Source organism: Pseudomonas sp. microsymbiont 2, assembly GCF_054788395.1.
In genome coordinates, this window is record NZ_CM139112.1 from 2,824,392 (window position 1) to 2,840,171 (window position 15,780).

At 62.1% G+C, this 15,780-nt stretch carries 14 protein-coding genes and 1 pseudogene; 9 read left to right on the top strand and 6 right to left on the bottom strand.

Features of this window, described 5'->3' with window-relative positions; translation table 11 throughout:
• The first annotated feature begins 15 nt into the window (after positions 1-15).
• Complete coding sequence (locus tag ACYUME_RS12770; protein ID WP_460419185.1) at positions 16-918, top strand: acetoacetate decarboxylase; 903 nt, start codon at positions 16-18, stop codon at positions 916-918.
• Positions 919-1,005: 87 nt separating this feature from the next.
• Positions 1,006-1,299 carry a putative quinol monooxygenase gene (locus ACYUME_RS12775; protein ID WP_460419186.1) on the top strand — a complete coding sequence of 98 codons (294 nt, stop codon included), beginning with the start codon at positions 1,006-1,008 and terminating at the stop codon, positions 1,297-1,299.
• Between the two features lie 94 nt (positions 1,300-1,393).
• On the opposite strand, the gene ACYUME_RS12780 is transcribed toward ACYUME_RS12775, so the two are convergent.
• The 5 genes from ACYUME_RS12780 to prpR all read right to left on the bottom strand — a co-directional run bounded on the left by ACYUME_RS12780 (position 1,394) and on the right by prpR (position 9,114).
• Positions 1,394-3,160, bottom strand: a complete 1,767-nt coding sequence (locus tag ACYUME_RS12780; protein ID WP_460419188.1) for an acyl-CoA dehydrogenase C-terminal domain-containing protein — start codon at positions 3,158-3,160, stop codon at positions 1,394-1,396.
• A gap of 63 nt (positions 3,161-3,223) precedes the next feature.
• Entirely contained in the window at positions 3,224-4,879 is a 1,656-nt protein-coding gene (locus tag ACYUME_RS12785; RefSeq protein ID WP_460419189.1) for a cation/acetate symporter, read from the bottom strand.
• Entirely contained in the window at positions 4,876-5,205 is a 330-nt protein-coding gene (locus ACYUME_RS12790) for a DUF485 domain-containing protein (RefSeq protein ID WP_460419190.1), read from the bottom strand. The genes ACYUME_RS12785 and ACYUME_RS12790 overlap by 4 nt, the downstream gene beginning before the upstream one ends.
• A gap of 87 nt (positions 5,206-5,292) precedes the next feature.
• Positions 5,293-6,903, bottom strand: a complete 1,611-nt coding sequence (locus ACYUME_RS12795) for a long-chain fatty acid--CoA ligase (protein ID WP_460419191.1) — start codon at positions 6,901-6,903, stop codon at positions 5,293-5,295.
• A gap of 243 nt (positions 6,904-7,146) precedes the next feature.
• A complete protein-coding gene (prpR, locus tag ACYUME_RS12800) occupies positions 7,147-9,114 on the bottom strand; it encodes a propionate catabolism operon regulatory protein PrpR (protein WP_460419192.1) in 1,968 nt (655 codons plus the stop codon).
• A gap of 195 nt (positions 9,115-9,309) precedes the next feature.
• On the opposite strand from prpR, the gene ACYUME_RS12805 reads away from it, so the two are divergent.
• The 6 genes from ACYUME_RS12805 (at position 9,310) to ACYUME_RS12830 (ending at position 14,470) form a co-directional block, all read left to right on the top strand.
• Entirely contained in the window at positions 9,310-10,368 is a 1,059-nt protein-coding gene (locus ACYUME_RS12805; RefSeq protein WP_460419194.1) for a phosphotransferase family protein, read from the top strand.
• Positions 10,365-10,748, top strand: coding sequence for a DUF6285 domain-containing protein (locus tag ACYUME_RS12810; RefSeq protein WP_460419195.1), 384 nt, complete (start codon positions 10,365-10,367; stop codon positions 10,746-10,748). Before ACYUME_RS12805 ends, ACYUME_RS12810 begins: the two co-directional genes overlap by 4 nt.
• Positions 10,738-11,457, top strand: coding sequence for a histidine phosphatase family protein (locus ACYUME_RS12815; RefSeq protein WP_460419196.1), 720 nt, complete (start codon positions 10,738-10,740; stop codon positions 11,455-11,457). The genes ACYUME_RS12810 and ACYUME_RS12815 overlap by 11 nt, the downstream gene beginning before the upstream one ends.
• A 25-nt stretch (positions 11,458-11,482) precedes the next feature.
• Entirely contained in the window at positions 11,483-12,658 is a 1,176-nt protein-coding gene (locus ACYUME_RS12820) for an acyl-CoA dehydrogenase family protein (protein ID WP_279880041.1), read from the top strand.
• Positions 12,655-13,434 carry an SDR family NAD(P)-dependent oxidoreductase gene (locus tag ACYUME_RS12825; protein WP_460419198.1) on the top strand — a complete coding sequence of 260 codons (780 nt, stop codon included), beginning with the start codon at positions 12,655-12,657 and terminating at the stop codon, positions 13,432-13,434. The genes ACYUME_RS12820 and ACYUME_RS12825 overlap by 4 nt, the downstream gene beginning before the upstream one ends.
• An 88-nt stretch (positions 13,435-13,522) precedes the next feature.
• The gene (locus tag ACYUME_RS12830) at positions 13,523-14,470 is read left to right on the top strand and encodes a LysR family transcriptional regulator (RefSeq protein WP_279880037.1); all 948 of its coding nucleotides are present in this window, start codon (positions 13,523-13,525) and stop codon (positions 14,468-14,470) included.
• Positions 14,471-14,489: 19 nt separating this feature from the next.
• Here the strand turns inward: ACYUME_RS12830 and ACYUME_RS12835 are convergent, their stop codons facing one another.
• The gene (locus tag ACYUME_RS12835; RefSeq protein WP_460419200.1) at positions 14,490-14,762 is read right to left on the bottom strand and encodes a DUF2790 domain-containing protein; all 273 of its coding nucleotides are present in this window, start codon (positions 14,760-14,762) and stop codon (positions 14,490-14,492) included.
• 279 nt (positions 14,763-15,041) lie between these two features.
• Here ACYUME_RS12835 and ACYUME_RS12840 point away from each other — a divergent pair.
• Positions 15,042-15,661, top strand: a pseudogene (locus tag ACYUME_RS12840) (malate dehydrogenase); the annotation flags it as partial.
• Positions 15,662-15,780 lie beyond the last annotated feature (119 nt).

Consider the following 15,780-nt stretch of genomic DNA (forward strand, 5'->3'; position numbering starts at 1 on the left):
TTGGAGGCAACAGTCATGAACTGTCCAGTTGATCTTTCACGTAGGCAGGTTTTACTGACGGCAGGCATCGGGCTTGTGGCCGCTTCGTCACCCTTGCTCGCCCAGTCGCTCAATGGCACGCAGCTCTCCACTCGCTCGTCGGGCGGGCTCTATCTTCCGAATTCTGCCGCCGACACGCCATGGACGCCTGAAAGCGTTCGTCAAAAGGCTTATGCGATGCCAGTCGTTTCGCCGGCTTACCCGCAACCACCAAGTTGGTTTCTGGACCGCCCGTCACTGACGATAACTTATCGCACCGATGTCGAGCTCGCGCGGGCAATGGTGCCTGAACCATTGATGGTCAAGGACCCGCTCGTCAGCCTTTCATTCCTTTGGATGGTTGCGCCTGGGATCGGCGACTACTACGAGTTCGCCCAGAGCATCGCTTGTTTTCTGGGGGACGAGGCTGTCAGTTTTCGCCCGCTCATGGTGGCCGAGAATGTCACCGCCATCATGCTGGGCCGCGAGGTCTGGGGATTGCCCAAGAAATACGGCCATCCTCGTGTTGGGCAAAACAATGAATCTTATGTCGGCACGCTCGAGTACGACGGCACGTTGGTGGCCAGGGCCAGCATGGCCTACAAGTACCAGGAGGTCGACCTGGCGCAAGCGGCGGCGGCCATGCGCACTCCCGGGGTTGTTCTCAAAGTCATTCCCGATGTGGACGGCAAGACAGCGCGTATTGCCGAACTGGTAAGGTTCGAATATTCGACGGTAGAGCTCAAGGAAGCCTGGGCGGGGGCCGCGAGCCTCGAGCTGTTCGATCACGAGGCGGTCCCGATCGCCGCGCTGCCCGTTCGCGAGATCGTGTCAGTGCGCCATACGCTAGGCAACTTCATGCTGGCGCCCGGCAAGGTCGTGCACAACTATCTCAAGTAGCAGCAGATGGCGGCCGTTGGCCGGGGCTTGGCTGCGTGTTGATCCCGGCTACGGCACACAATGTATTTCCACGCAGAGAACCCGCCGATGTCCACGTTGTATGTCACCGCCAGCTTCCTGGTCAAAGCCCAAGGGCTCGAATCTGTGCTCGAGGTGTTGACCACTTTGAGCGAAGCTACCCTGCAAGAGCCGGGTTGTCTGGACTATGGCTACTATCAGTCGCTGGAAAATCCCTTGCAGCTGACATCCTTCGAAGTCTGGCAAGACGAAGAGGCCGAAGCGCTGCATTGGCAATCCGAACACCTCGAGGCTGCGTTGGTCCAGGTTTCCGGATGGCTGCAGGGGCCGGCGCAAGTCACCCAGTATCGTCGAGTGTGCTGAGTTGGATGATGGCGTTGGATTTTCGCGGCCCTGGCCAGTCGGGGTCGGCCTTCCAGGCCAGACCCCGGCGGCGCTGCGCTGCAGCGCCGATCTCTCAGAACTGTTCGGCGTCCAGCACGTAAAGGCAGGCACTTCCCACGCGAGCAGCACTTATCAAGGACTCGATGCGCGGTAACAGGCGGTCGAAGTAGAAGTGGGCGGTGGCCAGTTTAGCTTGATGGAAACTGTCTTCCTTTCCGGTGGCGGCCCGTGCCATGCGTGCCCACATGTAGGCGTAGGCGGTGTAACCGAAGACATGCAGATAGTCGACGGCCGCGGCGCCTGGTTCGTAAGGGTTGGTCCTGGCGATGTCGATCAGATGATAGGACAGGGCCTCCAGTTGCCCCAGTGCCTCCAGCAGACGACGGCTGAAGGTTTCCTGCGGGGCTGCCGCCACGAAGGCGCGGACTTCTTCTGCGAACAACGACAACATCTCACCGCCGTTGGCCAGCACTTTGCGGCTGATCAGATCCAGCGCCTGGATACCGTTGGTGCCTTCATAGATCTGCGCGATGCGCACATCACGAACCAGCTGTTCCTGACCCCACTCGCGAATGTAGCCATGGCCGCCGAATACTTGCTGGCCATGCAGGCAGGATTCCAGCCCGGTATCGGTGAAGAATGCCTTGGCGACGGGCGTGAGCAGCGCCACCAAGGCTTCGGCACGGGCGCGCTGCTGTGCGTCGGCAGCGTACTTGGCGATGTCCAGGTACTGCCCGAGATAGGTCGCGAAGGCACGACCACCTTCGGTCAAGGCCTTCATGGTCAGCAACATGCGACGCACGTCAGGGTGGACAATGATGGCGTCGGCGGCGGCGCCCTTCGTTTGCGCGCCTTGCGGGGCTCGCCCTTGTTGACGCTCGCGCGCATAGTCGACGGCGGCCTGATAGGACTGCGCGGCGCAGCCGATGCCCTGCACTCCGATGGACAGGCGTTCGTAGTTCATCATGGTGAACATGGCGGCCAGGCCCTTGTCGGCTTCGCCTACCAGCCAGCCCGTGGCACCGTCGAAATTCATCACGCAAGTGGCCGAGGCCTTGATACCCATCTTGTGTTCGATGGAGCCGCAGGCCACGGCATTGCGCGCACCGAGTTGCCCCGCGTGGTCGACCAGCACCTTGGGCACCAGGAACAGTGAAATGCCGCGTGACCCGGCGGGGGCGCCGGGCAGCTTGGCCAACACCAGATGGATGATGTTCTCGGTGAGATCCTGTTCGCCGCCGGTGATGAATATCTTGGTGCCGGTAATGGCGTAGCTGCCGTCGGGGTTGGCCGTTGCCTTGGTGCGGATCTGCCCCAGGTCGCTACCTGCATGGGGCTCGGTCAGGCACATGGAGCCGGCCCAGCGCCCTTCGTACATTGCCGGGAGGTACTTGGCCTTGAGTGTTTCGCTGGCGTGAGCGTCGATGGCCAGGCAGGCGCCTGCGGACAGCGTCGAATATAGGGCAAAGCTGGCATTGGCCGCGTAGACCATTTCCTCGAATTGCACCGAGAGCATTTTGGGCATGCCCATGCCACCGTGTTCGGGGTTGCCGGCCAGCCCCACCCAGCCGCCTTCGGCGTACGTGGCATAGGCTTCACGAAAACCCTCAGGGGTCCTCACCACGCCGTTTTCCCACTGCGCACCCTGCTCGTCGCCGAGGCGATTGAGTGGGGCGAGCAGGCCCGCAGTGAGTTTTGCCGCCTCCTCGAGAATCGCGTCAGCGACCGTGCTGTCAATGCGTTCAGCCAGGGCTGGCAGCGCCTGCCAGAGGGTTGGCGCATCGAACACGTCGTTGAGCAGGAAGCGCATGTCGCGCAAGGGCGCCTTGTAGTCGGGCATGGACTTTACCTCTTGGAAACAGATGTTGTTGAAAGGCAGCGCGCGTGCGTACACGGCCGCATGTCAGTGATCGTGGGCGCCCGCGGTCCCCAGGCCGGTCTGCGCCTGGACCAGCTGATGGTGGAACCCGTCTCGGTCTTTCACAGCTCTGGCGCTGCGGTCGAGCTTGGAGACCACGACGATGACCAGGAACGTCAATGGCATCGAGAACAGCGCGGGGTGGTCATAGGGGAAGAGCGCCCGTTCGTGCTCCAGCACGGTGACCCAGACCGTAGGGGACAGGATCACCAGGCCCAGCGCCGAAACCAGCCCGGTCAGGCCGCCGCAGATGGCGCCTCGGGTGGTCAGGTCTTGCCAGTACATGGCCATGAACAGCACCGGGAAGTTGGCGGAGGCCGCGATGCCGAATGTGAGGCCGACCAGAAAGGCGATGTTGACCTGTTCGAACAACATGCCCAGGGCCATGGCCAGTACGCTCAGCACGGCCACGGCAGCCCGGGACACGCGCATTTCCTGGGCCTCGCTGGCAGCGCCGCGCTTGATGATCATGGCGTAGAGGTCATGGGAGATGGCGGAGGCGCCGGCCAGCGTGAGTCCTGCGACGACGGCCAGGATGGTGGCGAATGCCACGGCGGACAGGAAACCGAGGAACAGGTCGCCGCCAACGGCCTTGGCCAGGTGCATGGCAACCATGTTGTTGCCGCCGAGCAATGCTCCGCCCAGTTTGCCATCGACGAAATAGCTCGGGTCGGTGCCGACGACGACGATCGCGGCGAAACCCAGTACGGCCACCACCAGGAAGAAGTAGCCGATGAATCCCGAGGCATAGAACACCGACTTTCGTGCTTCGCGAGCGTTGGGCACGGTGAAGAAGCGCATCAGGATGTGTGGCAGGCCCGCCAGGCCGAACACCAGGCCCAGGGCCATGGACGCGACATTCACCGGGTTGGCCAGCATGCTGCCGGGGCCCATGATCGCCCAACCGGCCGCATGGGTTTCAATCGCGCGTTGCGCCAGGCGTTCAAGGCTGAAGTCGAAGGGTTCCAGGGCCAGCAGCATCAGTGCCGTGCCGCCCAATAGCAATAAGATTGCCTTGGTGATCTGCACCCAGGTGGTGGCGAGCATGCCACCGAAAATCACGTACACCAGCATCAGCAAGCCGACCACGACCACCGCGACGCTGTAGTTCAGGCCGAAGAGCAGTTTGATCAACTGGCCGGCACCCACCATCTGCAACAGCAGGTAGCAGCACACCACCGTCAGCGAACCGCAGGCGGCCAGTACCCGCACACGTCTTTGGTCGAGCCGGAAGGAGACGATGTCGGCAAAGGTGTAGCGCCCCAGGTTGCGCATGCGCTCGGCCATGAGGAAGGTGAGTATTGGCCAGCCGACGAAGAACCCGGTCACGTAGATGAGGCCGTCATAGCCTTTGGCGAAGACCATGCTGGACAGGCCGAGCAAGGTGGAAGCCGACATGTAGTCGCCGGCGATCGCCAGGCCATTCTGCAGCCCGCCGATGCCTCCACCGCCTGTATAGAAATCGCTGGCGGAGCGGGTTCGCCGGGCGGCCCACGCGGTGATCAGCAAGGTGATGCAGACGAACAGCAAGAACATGCCGATGGCCGGCAGGTTGAGGCTGCTCGGTGGTGCAGCGCCGGCCGGAGCTGCAACGGCAGGTTGCAGGCAGGCCAGGCAGAGCAGGGCGCTGAGACGTTTCATACCTGGCTCTCCTCGACGATGCTGGCACTGAGGCTGTCGAAATGCGTGTTCGCGCGGTGAACGTACCAGCCGGTCAGCAGCCATCCACTCAGGATGAGCAGCGTCGACACCGCGATGCCCACGCTGAGGTGGCTGCCTTGGTGCAGTCGAGCATGCAGTAGGGTAGGCCAACAGGCGGCGACGCCCATGAAGGCGAAGTAGGCGCAAAGCACCACCAGGCTCAGGCGCCATGTCAGTTTCGAGCGAGTCTGGACAAGCACCATGAACCTGGGGTCGGCCAGGATGCGTTGGGCGTGTTGGGTAGTGCTGGGGGGCGTGATGTTCATGCTGGCTCCGCTTGTTCTTGTTGTGGGATCGGCCCGCTGATGCGTTGGGCAATGCGTCAGCGGGACCATGTGCCAGAGGTGCTTCTGTCAGCGCTGCAGGGGGTTGGCGAAGCGCTCGCGCAGCATCTTCTTGCTGACCTTGCCGGTCGCGGTATGGGGGAGCTCGTCCAGGTACTCGCAGGCGTCCGGCATCCACCATTTCGGAATCTTGCCGTCCAGGAACGCCATGAGCTGCGCGTGAGTGGGGGCGGTTTCGGCGTGCCTGGGGACGATGACCAGCAACGGGCGCTCGCTCCAGCGCGCATGGGGGACCGCGATCACAGCCGCCTCGGCAACGTGCGGGTGCGCCATGACGGCGTTCTCGATTTCCACCGAGCTGATCCATTCACCGCCGGACTTGATGACGTCCTTGATCCGATCGGTGATCAGCATGTAGCCGTGCGGGTCGATGGTGGCCACGTCGCCGGTATCGAACCAGCCTTCGCAGGGCGCTTCTCCGAAGTAGCCGCTGCGCACCCAGGGGCCGCGGACCTGCAGCGAGCCGGAGGCCTGGCCGTCGTGGGGCAGGGGGTGCAGGGCTTCGTCGACGATGCGCATCTCGATGCCGAACAAGGCCCTGCCTGACTTGAGTAGTTGCCTGGCGCGGGCCTCGTCGGGCAACACGTCATACCAGGGTTGGTGTCGGTTGTAGCTGCCCATCGGGCTGAGCTCGGTCATCCCCCAGCCGTTTTCCAGTGCCACGCCATGGCGGTGCATGGCGTCGATCAGTGAAAGCGGGCAGGCGGCACCGCCACTGACGGCGCGCTGCAAGGAGGGGATGGCCCCGCCGTGGTTGTCCAGATGCTGGGTAATGTTGGCCCAGAGCGTGGGCACCGCCAGAGAGAAGCTGACGTGTTCGTCATTGATCAACTGCACCATGGTGCCCGCATCGCCGACCCAAGGGCCCGGCAGCACCAGCTTGGCCCCGACCATCGCCGCGTTGTAGGGCATGCCCCAGGCATTGACGTGGAACATCGGCACCATGGGCATGACCACATCGAGTGCCCGCAGCCCGACATTGTCGGCCATGTTCTGTGCCATGCCATGCAACACGGTACTGCGATGGCTGGTCAGCACGCCCTTGGGGTTGCCGGTGGTCCCGGAGGTGTAGCACAGCCCACTGCTGCGCTGCTCGTCGAGCTCGGGCCAGTCGTAGCTTGCCTTGCACGACTGCAGCAGCGCTTCGTAGCTGAGCAGGTTGGGCAACGAACTGGCGGGCAGTGCGTCCTGCGCGCACAGCACGATATAGCGACGCACGCTGCCGATTTCATGCTGGATGCTTTCGAGCAACGGCACGAACTGCGGGTCGACGAACAGCAGGTCGTCTTCGGCATGGCGAATGATGTAGCTGACCTGCTCGGCGAACAGCTTGGGGTTGATGGTGTGGCAGACCCGCCCTGAGCAGGGGATCGCATAATGCAGCTCGAAATGCCGGTGGTCGTTCCAGGCCAGAGTGCCGACCCGCGCATCCGGGGGGCAGTCCAGCGCATCCAGCACGTTGGCCAGGCGACCTGCGCGAGCGAACGCATCGGCGTAGGTGTAGCGATGCACCTGGCCACTGGGGAGCAGCGAGACGATTTCGCGATTGGCAGCAACCATGAGCGCCTGCCGCATGATCGCGGTGATACCCAGGTCGAAGTTCATCATCAGGCCTAGCACAGGCACCTCCTGCCTTGTTTTTGTAGTGAGCAGAGCTGCGCACGTAGGGGCGTGGCGGCCCTGGAGCAGGAGGAGCAAGCGATGTGCCAACTGACGGCGCGCTGCTGGAGTAAGTGTTAAAGTCCTTTTTAATCAGATAGATGCAAATAAAACATGGCCGCGATCCAGTACTGGAGGTGGAGCGCGCAGGTCGCTTTGCATTTCATTGCTGAAATTGAATTCAGAGTTGAAACGAGGTTGCGGCTAGCCAGCGGTCGTCGAACGCAAGCGTCTCCACAGTGTGGTGCGGCTGATGCCCAGGCGCCTGGCTGCCTCGTCCATGTCACCCGCGCACAGGGCCACCATTTCGCTGACCCGGGCGCTTTCCTGCGCGCGACTGAGGCTGCGCAAGTCCTGGGCCGGGTGCGGCGCGAGCGCTTCGGGCGACGGGGCAGGGGATGCTTCGAACAGCTCGGCGAACAGCGTTTGCAGTGCCAGGGTGGCGTTGCTGCCCTGGAGTACATTGGCCGATAACACCGCTCGCTCGACGATGTTCTCCAGCTCGCGAATGTTGCCAGGCCAGCTGTGACGCTGAAGGTAAGGCATGAGCCGATCGAGCAGGGCATGGGAGGCCGCGTTGGTTGGCGTACGCGGCGATAGCCTGGCCAGCAGCGACTGGGCGAGCATCGGTATATCTTCTGGGCGTTCGCGCAGAGGCGGGATGGCCAGGCGCAAGATGTTCAGCCGGTAGTAGAGGTCCTCGCGGAACTCGCCTTCGCGCACCCGTGCACGCAGATCGCGATGGGTGGCGGCAATGACGCGAATGTCGACGGGGGTGGGTTCGGCTGCCCCCAGGCGCAATACTTCCCGCTCCTGCAAAACCCGCAATAGCCGAGTCTGCAGCGTCACCGGCATGTCGCCGATTTCATCGAGGAACAGCGTGCCGGTGTGGGCGTTTTCGATCAGGCCGGCCTTGCCGCCCTTGCGCGACCCGGTGAAGGCGCCTTCTTCATGGCCGAAGAGTTCGCTTTCCAGCAAGGACTCGGGAAAGGCGGCGCAGTTGATGGCGACGAAAGGCCCGGCCTGGCGGGGGCTGGCGTTGTGCATGCTTTGCGCCAGCAGTTCCTTGCCTGTGCCACTCTCACCATGCACGAGCACGGTGGCGTCGGCGTTGGCATAGCGTTGGGCGAGGTCCAGCATGACGCGAAAACCAGGGGCCTCGCCCAGCATCTGTTCGAAGCGATAGCGGGCGGTGAACTGCCGTGGCTTGACCTGGCTGCGAATGCGTCGTTCCGCTCGCTGAATCGCGTTCGTCTCCTGGCAGGTGATCACCAGGCCATCGGGACGTCCGTTTTCGATGATGGGTGTGACGTTAACTACTAGTGTTCGGCCACCTATCTTGAGGATACGGCTTTCCTCTGCGTCATCGCTGAAATGGACATTGCCGAAGTCGAGGCCGGGTACGACTTCATTGAGCGGCCGTCCACGCGCCCAATCGCCGGAGATATCCAGCAGGGTCGCCATGCGTGGGTTCAGCGATTGAACGGTGCCTTCGGCATCCACGGCGATCACGCCATCGGACAGATTGCGCAACACCGCATTGAGGCGTTGCTGCTGCACCAGGCTTTGCTGGCGGCTTCGGCAAATCGCCAGGGCGTCCTCCAGCGCGCGCCGCACGGTGTCGGCATTGAGTGCCAGAATCCCCTGGGCGCCAGCCGCCTCGGCGATTTCCACCGCGGTGGACGAGCCCACCACCACGCGATAACCGTCATCGACCAAGCGGTGGACCTGTTGGCGAGCGCCCTCGTAGCTGCTGTAGGTGACCTGGCGGATATCGACGGTGAACAACGACGACATGGCCTGAAGCTCGGGGTGCACCTGCTGGAAGCTGACGATGCCGACCTTGGTGGTCCGCGCCCGGGCAAGGTCGAGCGCACGGATGAGGTCGTATTCGCCCATGCGAATCGACAGGATCGCGGTCGAAATATGCCGCCTCAGGTATTCGGAGGTCGCGCCCGAGCAGATGATCACATCGACATCCTCCCTGGCCTCCAGGGCGTGACCGGCGTCGAGCAACTTGCTTACAGTGGTTTCGACGATCTCTATGCGGGCGCGGCCGTAGTAATCCGGAATCACCTGTTCGACGATCCGGGCCATCCGGCTGAGGCCGTCTGGCAGGCGCAGGTGAGTGATCAGCGCAACCACTCTGGGCAGGTAGTCTTCGTTATGCATGGCCGGCTTCCGTTTTTTTTCCATAGTGAAACCGTTGTTTCAGATCTGCAATGGCGGTTGGTGCCGATAGCCACGGTAGATCCTCAATTTCAGCATCAACTAATTGATAAATAACGACTAAATAGAGTTTTTAAAAAGCTGGCGCGGCTCTTGCTGAGGGGAATACGTACCCTTCCGAGCGAGTTTGAAGACGCGATGTACAGCACTCACCCCACAGGATCCAGCTTCGAGCGGATCAGTATTCCCGATGCGCTACCCGCCCTCGGCGAGTATCTGCGGCACCAGCTAGGCATGGACGAAGTAGCGCTGAACCATTGCCAAAGGCTTTCCGGCGGCGCGATTCAGGAGAATTGGCTACTGAGCGGCACGTTGCGCGATGGTGAACGGCTGTCCAGCGACAGCTGGGTCCTGCGCACCGATGCGGCATCTTCCGTGGCGGTGAGCATGAGCAGGCCCCAGGAGTTCGCCGTCCTGTCGGCCGTGCACGGTGCCGGGGTGGCGGTGCCAGAGCCACTCTGGCTGTGTCGCGATCCGTCGGTGATTGGCCGCGACTTTTTCATCATGCGCAAGCTCGAAGGTGTCGCCAACGGGCATCGCCTGACCACTGACCCCGCCTTGGACCCCTCGCGCGCCGAGCTGTGTCGCGCGCTGGGGAGGAATCTTGCGCAACTTCATCGCATCACGCCAGACCATGCCGGCCTGGCATTCCTGCCGCCACCAGCCAAAGACCCGGTACAGGCGAGCATCGATCAATATCGGGAGTATCTGGACGCACTGCCCGAGAAGCACCCGGTGATCGAATGGGGGCTGCGCTGGTGCGAGCTGCACAAACCTGCGTGCGAATCGCCACGACTGTTGCACCGCGACTATCGGACCGGCAATTACATGGTCGACGAAGGCCGGCTCAGCGGCATCCTCGACTGGGAGTTCGCGGGCTGGGGTGACCCCCGCGAAGACATCGGCTGGTTCACCGCCCGTTGTTGGCGTTTCGCCAGGCCCGAGCGGGAGGCCGGCGGCATCGGCGAGCTGAGCGCATTCCTGGATGGCTACGCGGCGGTAGGCGGGTACCGCATCGGCGCAGAGGACCTGCGTTTCTGGCAGCTGCTGGCGCATCTGCGCTGGGCGGTGGTCGCGCTGCAACAGGCGCAGCGCCATGCCAGTGGCCAGCAACCGTCCCTGGAGCTGGCCCTCACCGGCTATCTGGTCGCGGAACTCGAACATGAAATTCTTCGGCTTAGCGGAGCGCGTCCATGAACACCAATACCCTCGCCACCATCGACCTGCTGAGCACCGCCAGGTCCGTGCTGATCGACGAGGTGGTCCCCGAACTCAAGGGGGCGCGCCTTTACGAATGCAGGATGATCGCCCGGGCCATGGCCATCGTCGAACGAGAACTCGAGCAGGGGCCGGCGTTGGCCAGCATCGAGGCGAACGCGCTGGCGCAGATCATGGCCCGCCATGGCCTGGCCGAGATAACGCCTGCGCATGCGCGCAGCCTGTTGGCCAGCTTCATCCGCAAAGGTGTTTTCGATGAAGCGGACAATGCGCAGTTGCAGATGCTGGACGCCTTGCAGCGGATCACCCAGGCGCGGTTGGCCATCAGCAACCCGAAGGTACTGCGCGATGGCCATTGACCACGAAGCCCCGGCACGCCGGCGGCGTTGCTACCTGGTTCGGCATGGGCACGTCGAGTACTTCGACGCTCAGGGGCGGCCGCTGGATCCGCGTAGCGTGAGCCTCTCGCCCAAGGGCGTGGAGCAAGCCACCGCGCTCGGCGCAGTGCTGCAAGGGACGCACTTCGACCGGGTGCTGGTTTCCGACTACCCTCGGGCGCAAGAGACGTTGAGCCTGCTGCTAGGCGACCGCGCGGCGCCGATCGAAACGCGCACGGAGCTGCGGGAGATTCGCGCCGGGCGCCTGCGCGAAATTCCAGCGCCCGGCCTGCGTGAAGCGGTCATCGGCGCCTATTCCGGCGCGGCCGAGCCTGGGGCGAGCTTCCTGGGCGGCGAACGTTGGTCCGACTTCAGCCAGCGTGTGCTGGGTACCTTCCTCGAGTTGCTCGAGGATGATTCGTGGCAGTGCGCGCTGGTCGTCAGCCACGATGCCGTCAACCGCGTGCTTCTTGCCTGGGCCGCTGGCATAGGCCTGCCAGGCATCGCCGCGTTCGAGCAGGACTACGCCTGCCTGAACGTCCTCGATGTCGACAGCCACGGCAGGCAACGCTACGGCGCCAGCCTGCGCGCCCTCAACTTCACCCCCTACGACCCGCACAAGGCAGGCCTTCACGACACCGTTCTGGAGAGTCTGTACCGCGCCATTCAACCGAGCGGGCTGCGTGCCTGACTCGCCACTTGCCAAGGTATTCGACATGAACTTTGCACTCTCTGCTGATCTGCTTGCGCTCCAGGCGCGTGTCCGCGAATTCATCGCCAATGAGATCGTCCCGCTGGAGGGCGACCCTCGCCAGACGTCCCACGGCCCCACCGCCGAGCTGCGTGATGAACTGGTGGCCAAGGCGCGCGCTCACGGCCTGCTGACACCGCATGCGTCGACGCAAATGGGCGGACTGGGCCTGACCCATATCGCCAAGGCCATCATCTTCGAAGAAGCGGCCTACTCCCCGTTGGGGCCGACGGCAATGAACATCCACGCCCCGGACGAAGGCAACATCCACCTGATGGAAGTGGTCGCCACCGAGGCGCAGAAGGACCGCTGGTTGCGCCCGCTGGTGCAAGGGCTGATCCGTTCCTGCTTCGCCATGACCGAACCCTCTCCGGGCGCGGGTTCGGACCCCTCGATGCTGATGACCACTGCGGTACGCGATGGCGACGATTACCTGATCAACGGCCGCAAGTGGTTGATCACCGGCGCCGAAGGCGCGAGCTTCGCGATCATCATGGCGCGCACCGAAGACGGTAACGCCACCATGTTCCTGACTGATACCGACGCGCCGGGGTTCATCCTCGAGCGCATGATGGACTCGCTGGACACCTGCTTCACGGGCGGTCATTGCGTGCTGCGTTTCGAGAACCTTCGCGTTCCCGCGAGCCATGTGCTCGGCGAGGTCGGCAAGGGCTTCCGTTATGCCCAGGTGCGCCTGGCGCCGGCCCGCCTGACGCATTGCATGCGCTGGCTGGGGCAGGCGCGTCGCGCGCACGAGGTGGCCTGCAGCTATGCCGGCAAACGCGAATCCTTCGGCAAGCGCCTGGGTGAGCATCAAGGGGTCGGTTTCATGCTCGCCGACAACGAGATGGACCTGCACACCACGCGCCTGGCGATCTGGCATTGCGCCTGGGTGCTGGACCAGGGCGAACGTGGCAATTTCGAGTCGAGCATGGCCAAGGTCATCAGCTCGGAAGGGATCTGGCGCGTCATCGACCGCAGCGTGCAGGTGCTTGGCGGGCAAGGCGTCACCAGCGAGGCGATCGTCGACCGAATCTTCCGTGACGCCCGAGGTTTCAGGATCTACGACGGCCCTAACGAGGTTCATCGCATGAGCCTGGCACGCAAGATCCTGTCGCGGGTCGAAGGGGGTGCGCTGTGACTGATTTCATCACACGGCTTTTCGACCTGACCGGCAAGCGCGTGCTGGTGACGGGGGCTTCGAGCGGGCTGGGGCTGCACTTTGCCAAGACCCTTGCCGCGGCGGGCGCGCGCGTCGCGGTTGCGGCTCGGCGGGTGGAGCGCCTGGATGACCTGGTCAGCGACCTGGCGTTCGAAGGGCATGAGGCCAGGGCCTATGCGTTGGACGTGACTTCCCGCCAGTCCGTCATCGCCTGCCTCGACGCCGTGGAGGCGGACTTCGGCGGTTTGGATGTGCTCGTCAACAATGCCGGGGTCAGCGATACCAAGCGGGTGCTGGACTATGACGACCAGGATTGGGACGGCATCGTCGACACCAACCTCAAGGGCGCCTGGATCGTGGCGCAGGAGTGTGCCAGGCGCATGATCGCGGCGGGGCGCAGCGGCAGCCTGATCAATGTGACGTCGATCCTGGCCAGCCGTGTCGGCGGAGGGGTCGGGCCGTATTGCGCGGCCAAGGCCGGGCTCAGCCATCTGACCCGCTCCATGGCCTTGGAACTGTCCCGTCACGGTGTGCGCGTCAACGCCCTCGCGCCGGGTTACATCGCTACCGAGATCAATCAGCAGTTCCTGGCCAGCGACGCGGGTGAACGCTTGCGCGCACGTATTCCCAGTCGCAGGTTCTGTGTCAGCGGCGATCTGGATGGTGCGCTGCTGTTGCTGGCGTCCGATGCGGGGAAGGGCATGACGGGAGCGGAAGTCATCGTCGATGGCGGCCACGCCTGCGCAGGTCTGTGAGCCGCTAAGCTTCTGACCAGGCTGGGCTGATGCGCAGCCAGGCTGAGGGTGAAGCCCGAGCGGGCTTCGCCTGCCCCCTGGATGCTACATGAGGGAATATGCCGTGGAGATCTTCCATGCGATGCAGATTTTCGTTCGAGTTATAGAACATGGCAGTTTCACCGCTGCGGCTGAGTCCTTGGGTTTTTCGACTCCGCATGTCTCGCGAAGCATCTCCGATCTCGAAAGCCACCTACAGGCACGGCTGATAAACAGAACCACCAGGAAACTGGCCCTGACCGAGGCAGGGCAGCGTTACCTGGAGAGATGTCGCAGCATTATCGAAGAAATGAAAATTGCAGAGCTCGAGGCGGCTGGTGCTCATCTGCAAGCGTTCGGGAAGTTGCGTGTGCACTCGCCTAACGGCATCGGTCATTATCATGTTATCCCCTTGATCGCCCAATACTCGGGTTTACATCCGAATGTCGATTTTGAATTGAACCTCTCTCAGCTGGCACCGGACATGATTGCTGAAGGTTACGACCTGGTTATCTCTGCCGATAGCCGAGTGGCCGACTCAGGCTTTATCGCGCAGACGCTGGGCTCGACCTACAGTGTGCTGTGTGCCGGACGTGGTTATATTGAGGAGCATGGGGCGCCAACATCACTTAAAGATCTAATCGGACACAGGTGTTTAGGGTTGCGCGACCCTGCCTTTCCGATGGGATGGGAGATAGAGGGAGTTGATATTGGGGAGTTGCTGCCGGTCCGCCAGCAGTTTTCTGTAAATGTGGCAGACGCACTCGCTCAGGCCGCCAAGGAGAACATGGGTATTTGTTTGATTCCCAGCTACGTGGCAGCAGCGGCAATAACGAATGGTGATTTGGTTTGCCTGTTGCCTCATGTACGCGCTAATCAGCGAAGTATCACAGCAATCTACCCGTCTCGACATTTTCTGGATGCCAAGGTCAGAACCTGGATTGATTACTTGAAAAAATATCTGCCTGAACGGTTGACTGCCGATGAACTGATCCTACAAGGGCGAGGCGAGCATTAGGCTCGCCTCGGAGCACCCATCAACCATTTTCACCCTGGCACGAGTCGGAACTCTTGTGGTACTCGATGGTGTGCGCGTGACCGTTATGGTCCATAAAGGTCATGCGGGCCGGTACGACGCCACAGTTAGCGTTCTCGCTCGAGGTCGAAATCACGCTGTCGATATCCAGTTTCATAGCGTACGTGTATGCCTGTGCTTCGCCAGAGACAGTATTGTTAATTTCATTTGAGCTTTGTGCGGCAAACGTCTGGCTGGCGAATCCAAGAACGGCAAGTACAATTAAGGTTTTCATTTCGGGTCTCCTGTTAAAGGTCACCCTTGTAGGCATCACTCGTTGGAGGGGTGATGCTTTTAAAAGGTGTGATTGGATTTTCACCCAGTGGCGTCTTGGGTAAAATGCCTAGACAGTTAAGACATTGTTCGGCTTTGGTTAACAATCGCAATCCATAGCTTGGTTGGTGTCTGTCTTAATTGAAACCAGCCTTTGGAGGGAGGGCATTAGAATCCCCGGTTATGCTATTCGTCTGGAATAGATGTGATTCTCTAATGTCTACCTGTCCACTTGTGCGTTCTGCCCATCCTCGATGGCATCATGCAGGACATCAAACGCCACGCTCCGACGGCGACAGTGTTGGTGGTGGCGAATCCGGTTGACGTGCCGACCTGCCAGGATTGGTGTCGGAGTGAGCAGGAACGCAAGAAGGTGTTCGGGCAGGCAGGAGTGCTGGATACGGCGCGGATGAAGTGTTTTATCGCCGAACAGACAGGTTTTTCTGTCTGGGATATCTCGGCGCTGGTCCTGGGAGGACATGGCGACAGCATGGTGCCGCTCATGCGCTGGGTCGATACCTCTGTCTCACTTCCTGTCCAATGAGCTGATCGAGAAAGGTGTGGAGCGCACACGCCAGGGCGGTGGCGAGATTCTGGGCTTGAAGAAGCTGGGCAGCGCCTGTGATGCCGGGTGTCGCAATCGCGCAGATGGTGGAGGCTATCGGCAACGGACGAAACCACATCTTGCCGACGGTCGCGATGCTCAAGGGTGAGTACGGGCGAACAGGCATCGCCATGGGAGTGCCCTGTGTAGGGGGGACGCGGGTGATCGAGTTGCCGCTGGATACGAAGGAACAGGTGATGTTCGACCACTCTGCGGATCAGGTGGCACGCGATATTGCTGAGATGGATGCTTTGTGACGCAAGTCTGTCAAGCAGGCCGGTCCCGGAGTGGTGCCTGGGATAGGCCATGGCCCTAGCGGAACTACTGGAATATCAAAGACTCTCAGGGTCGCCAAAGAAGATTTGGACAGGGCTCT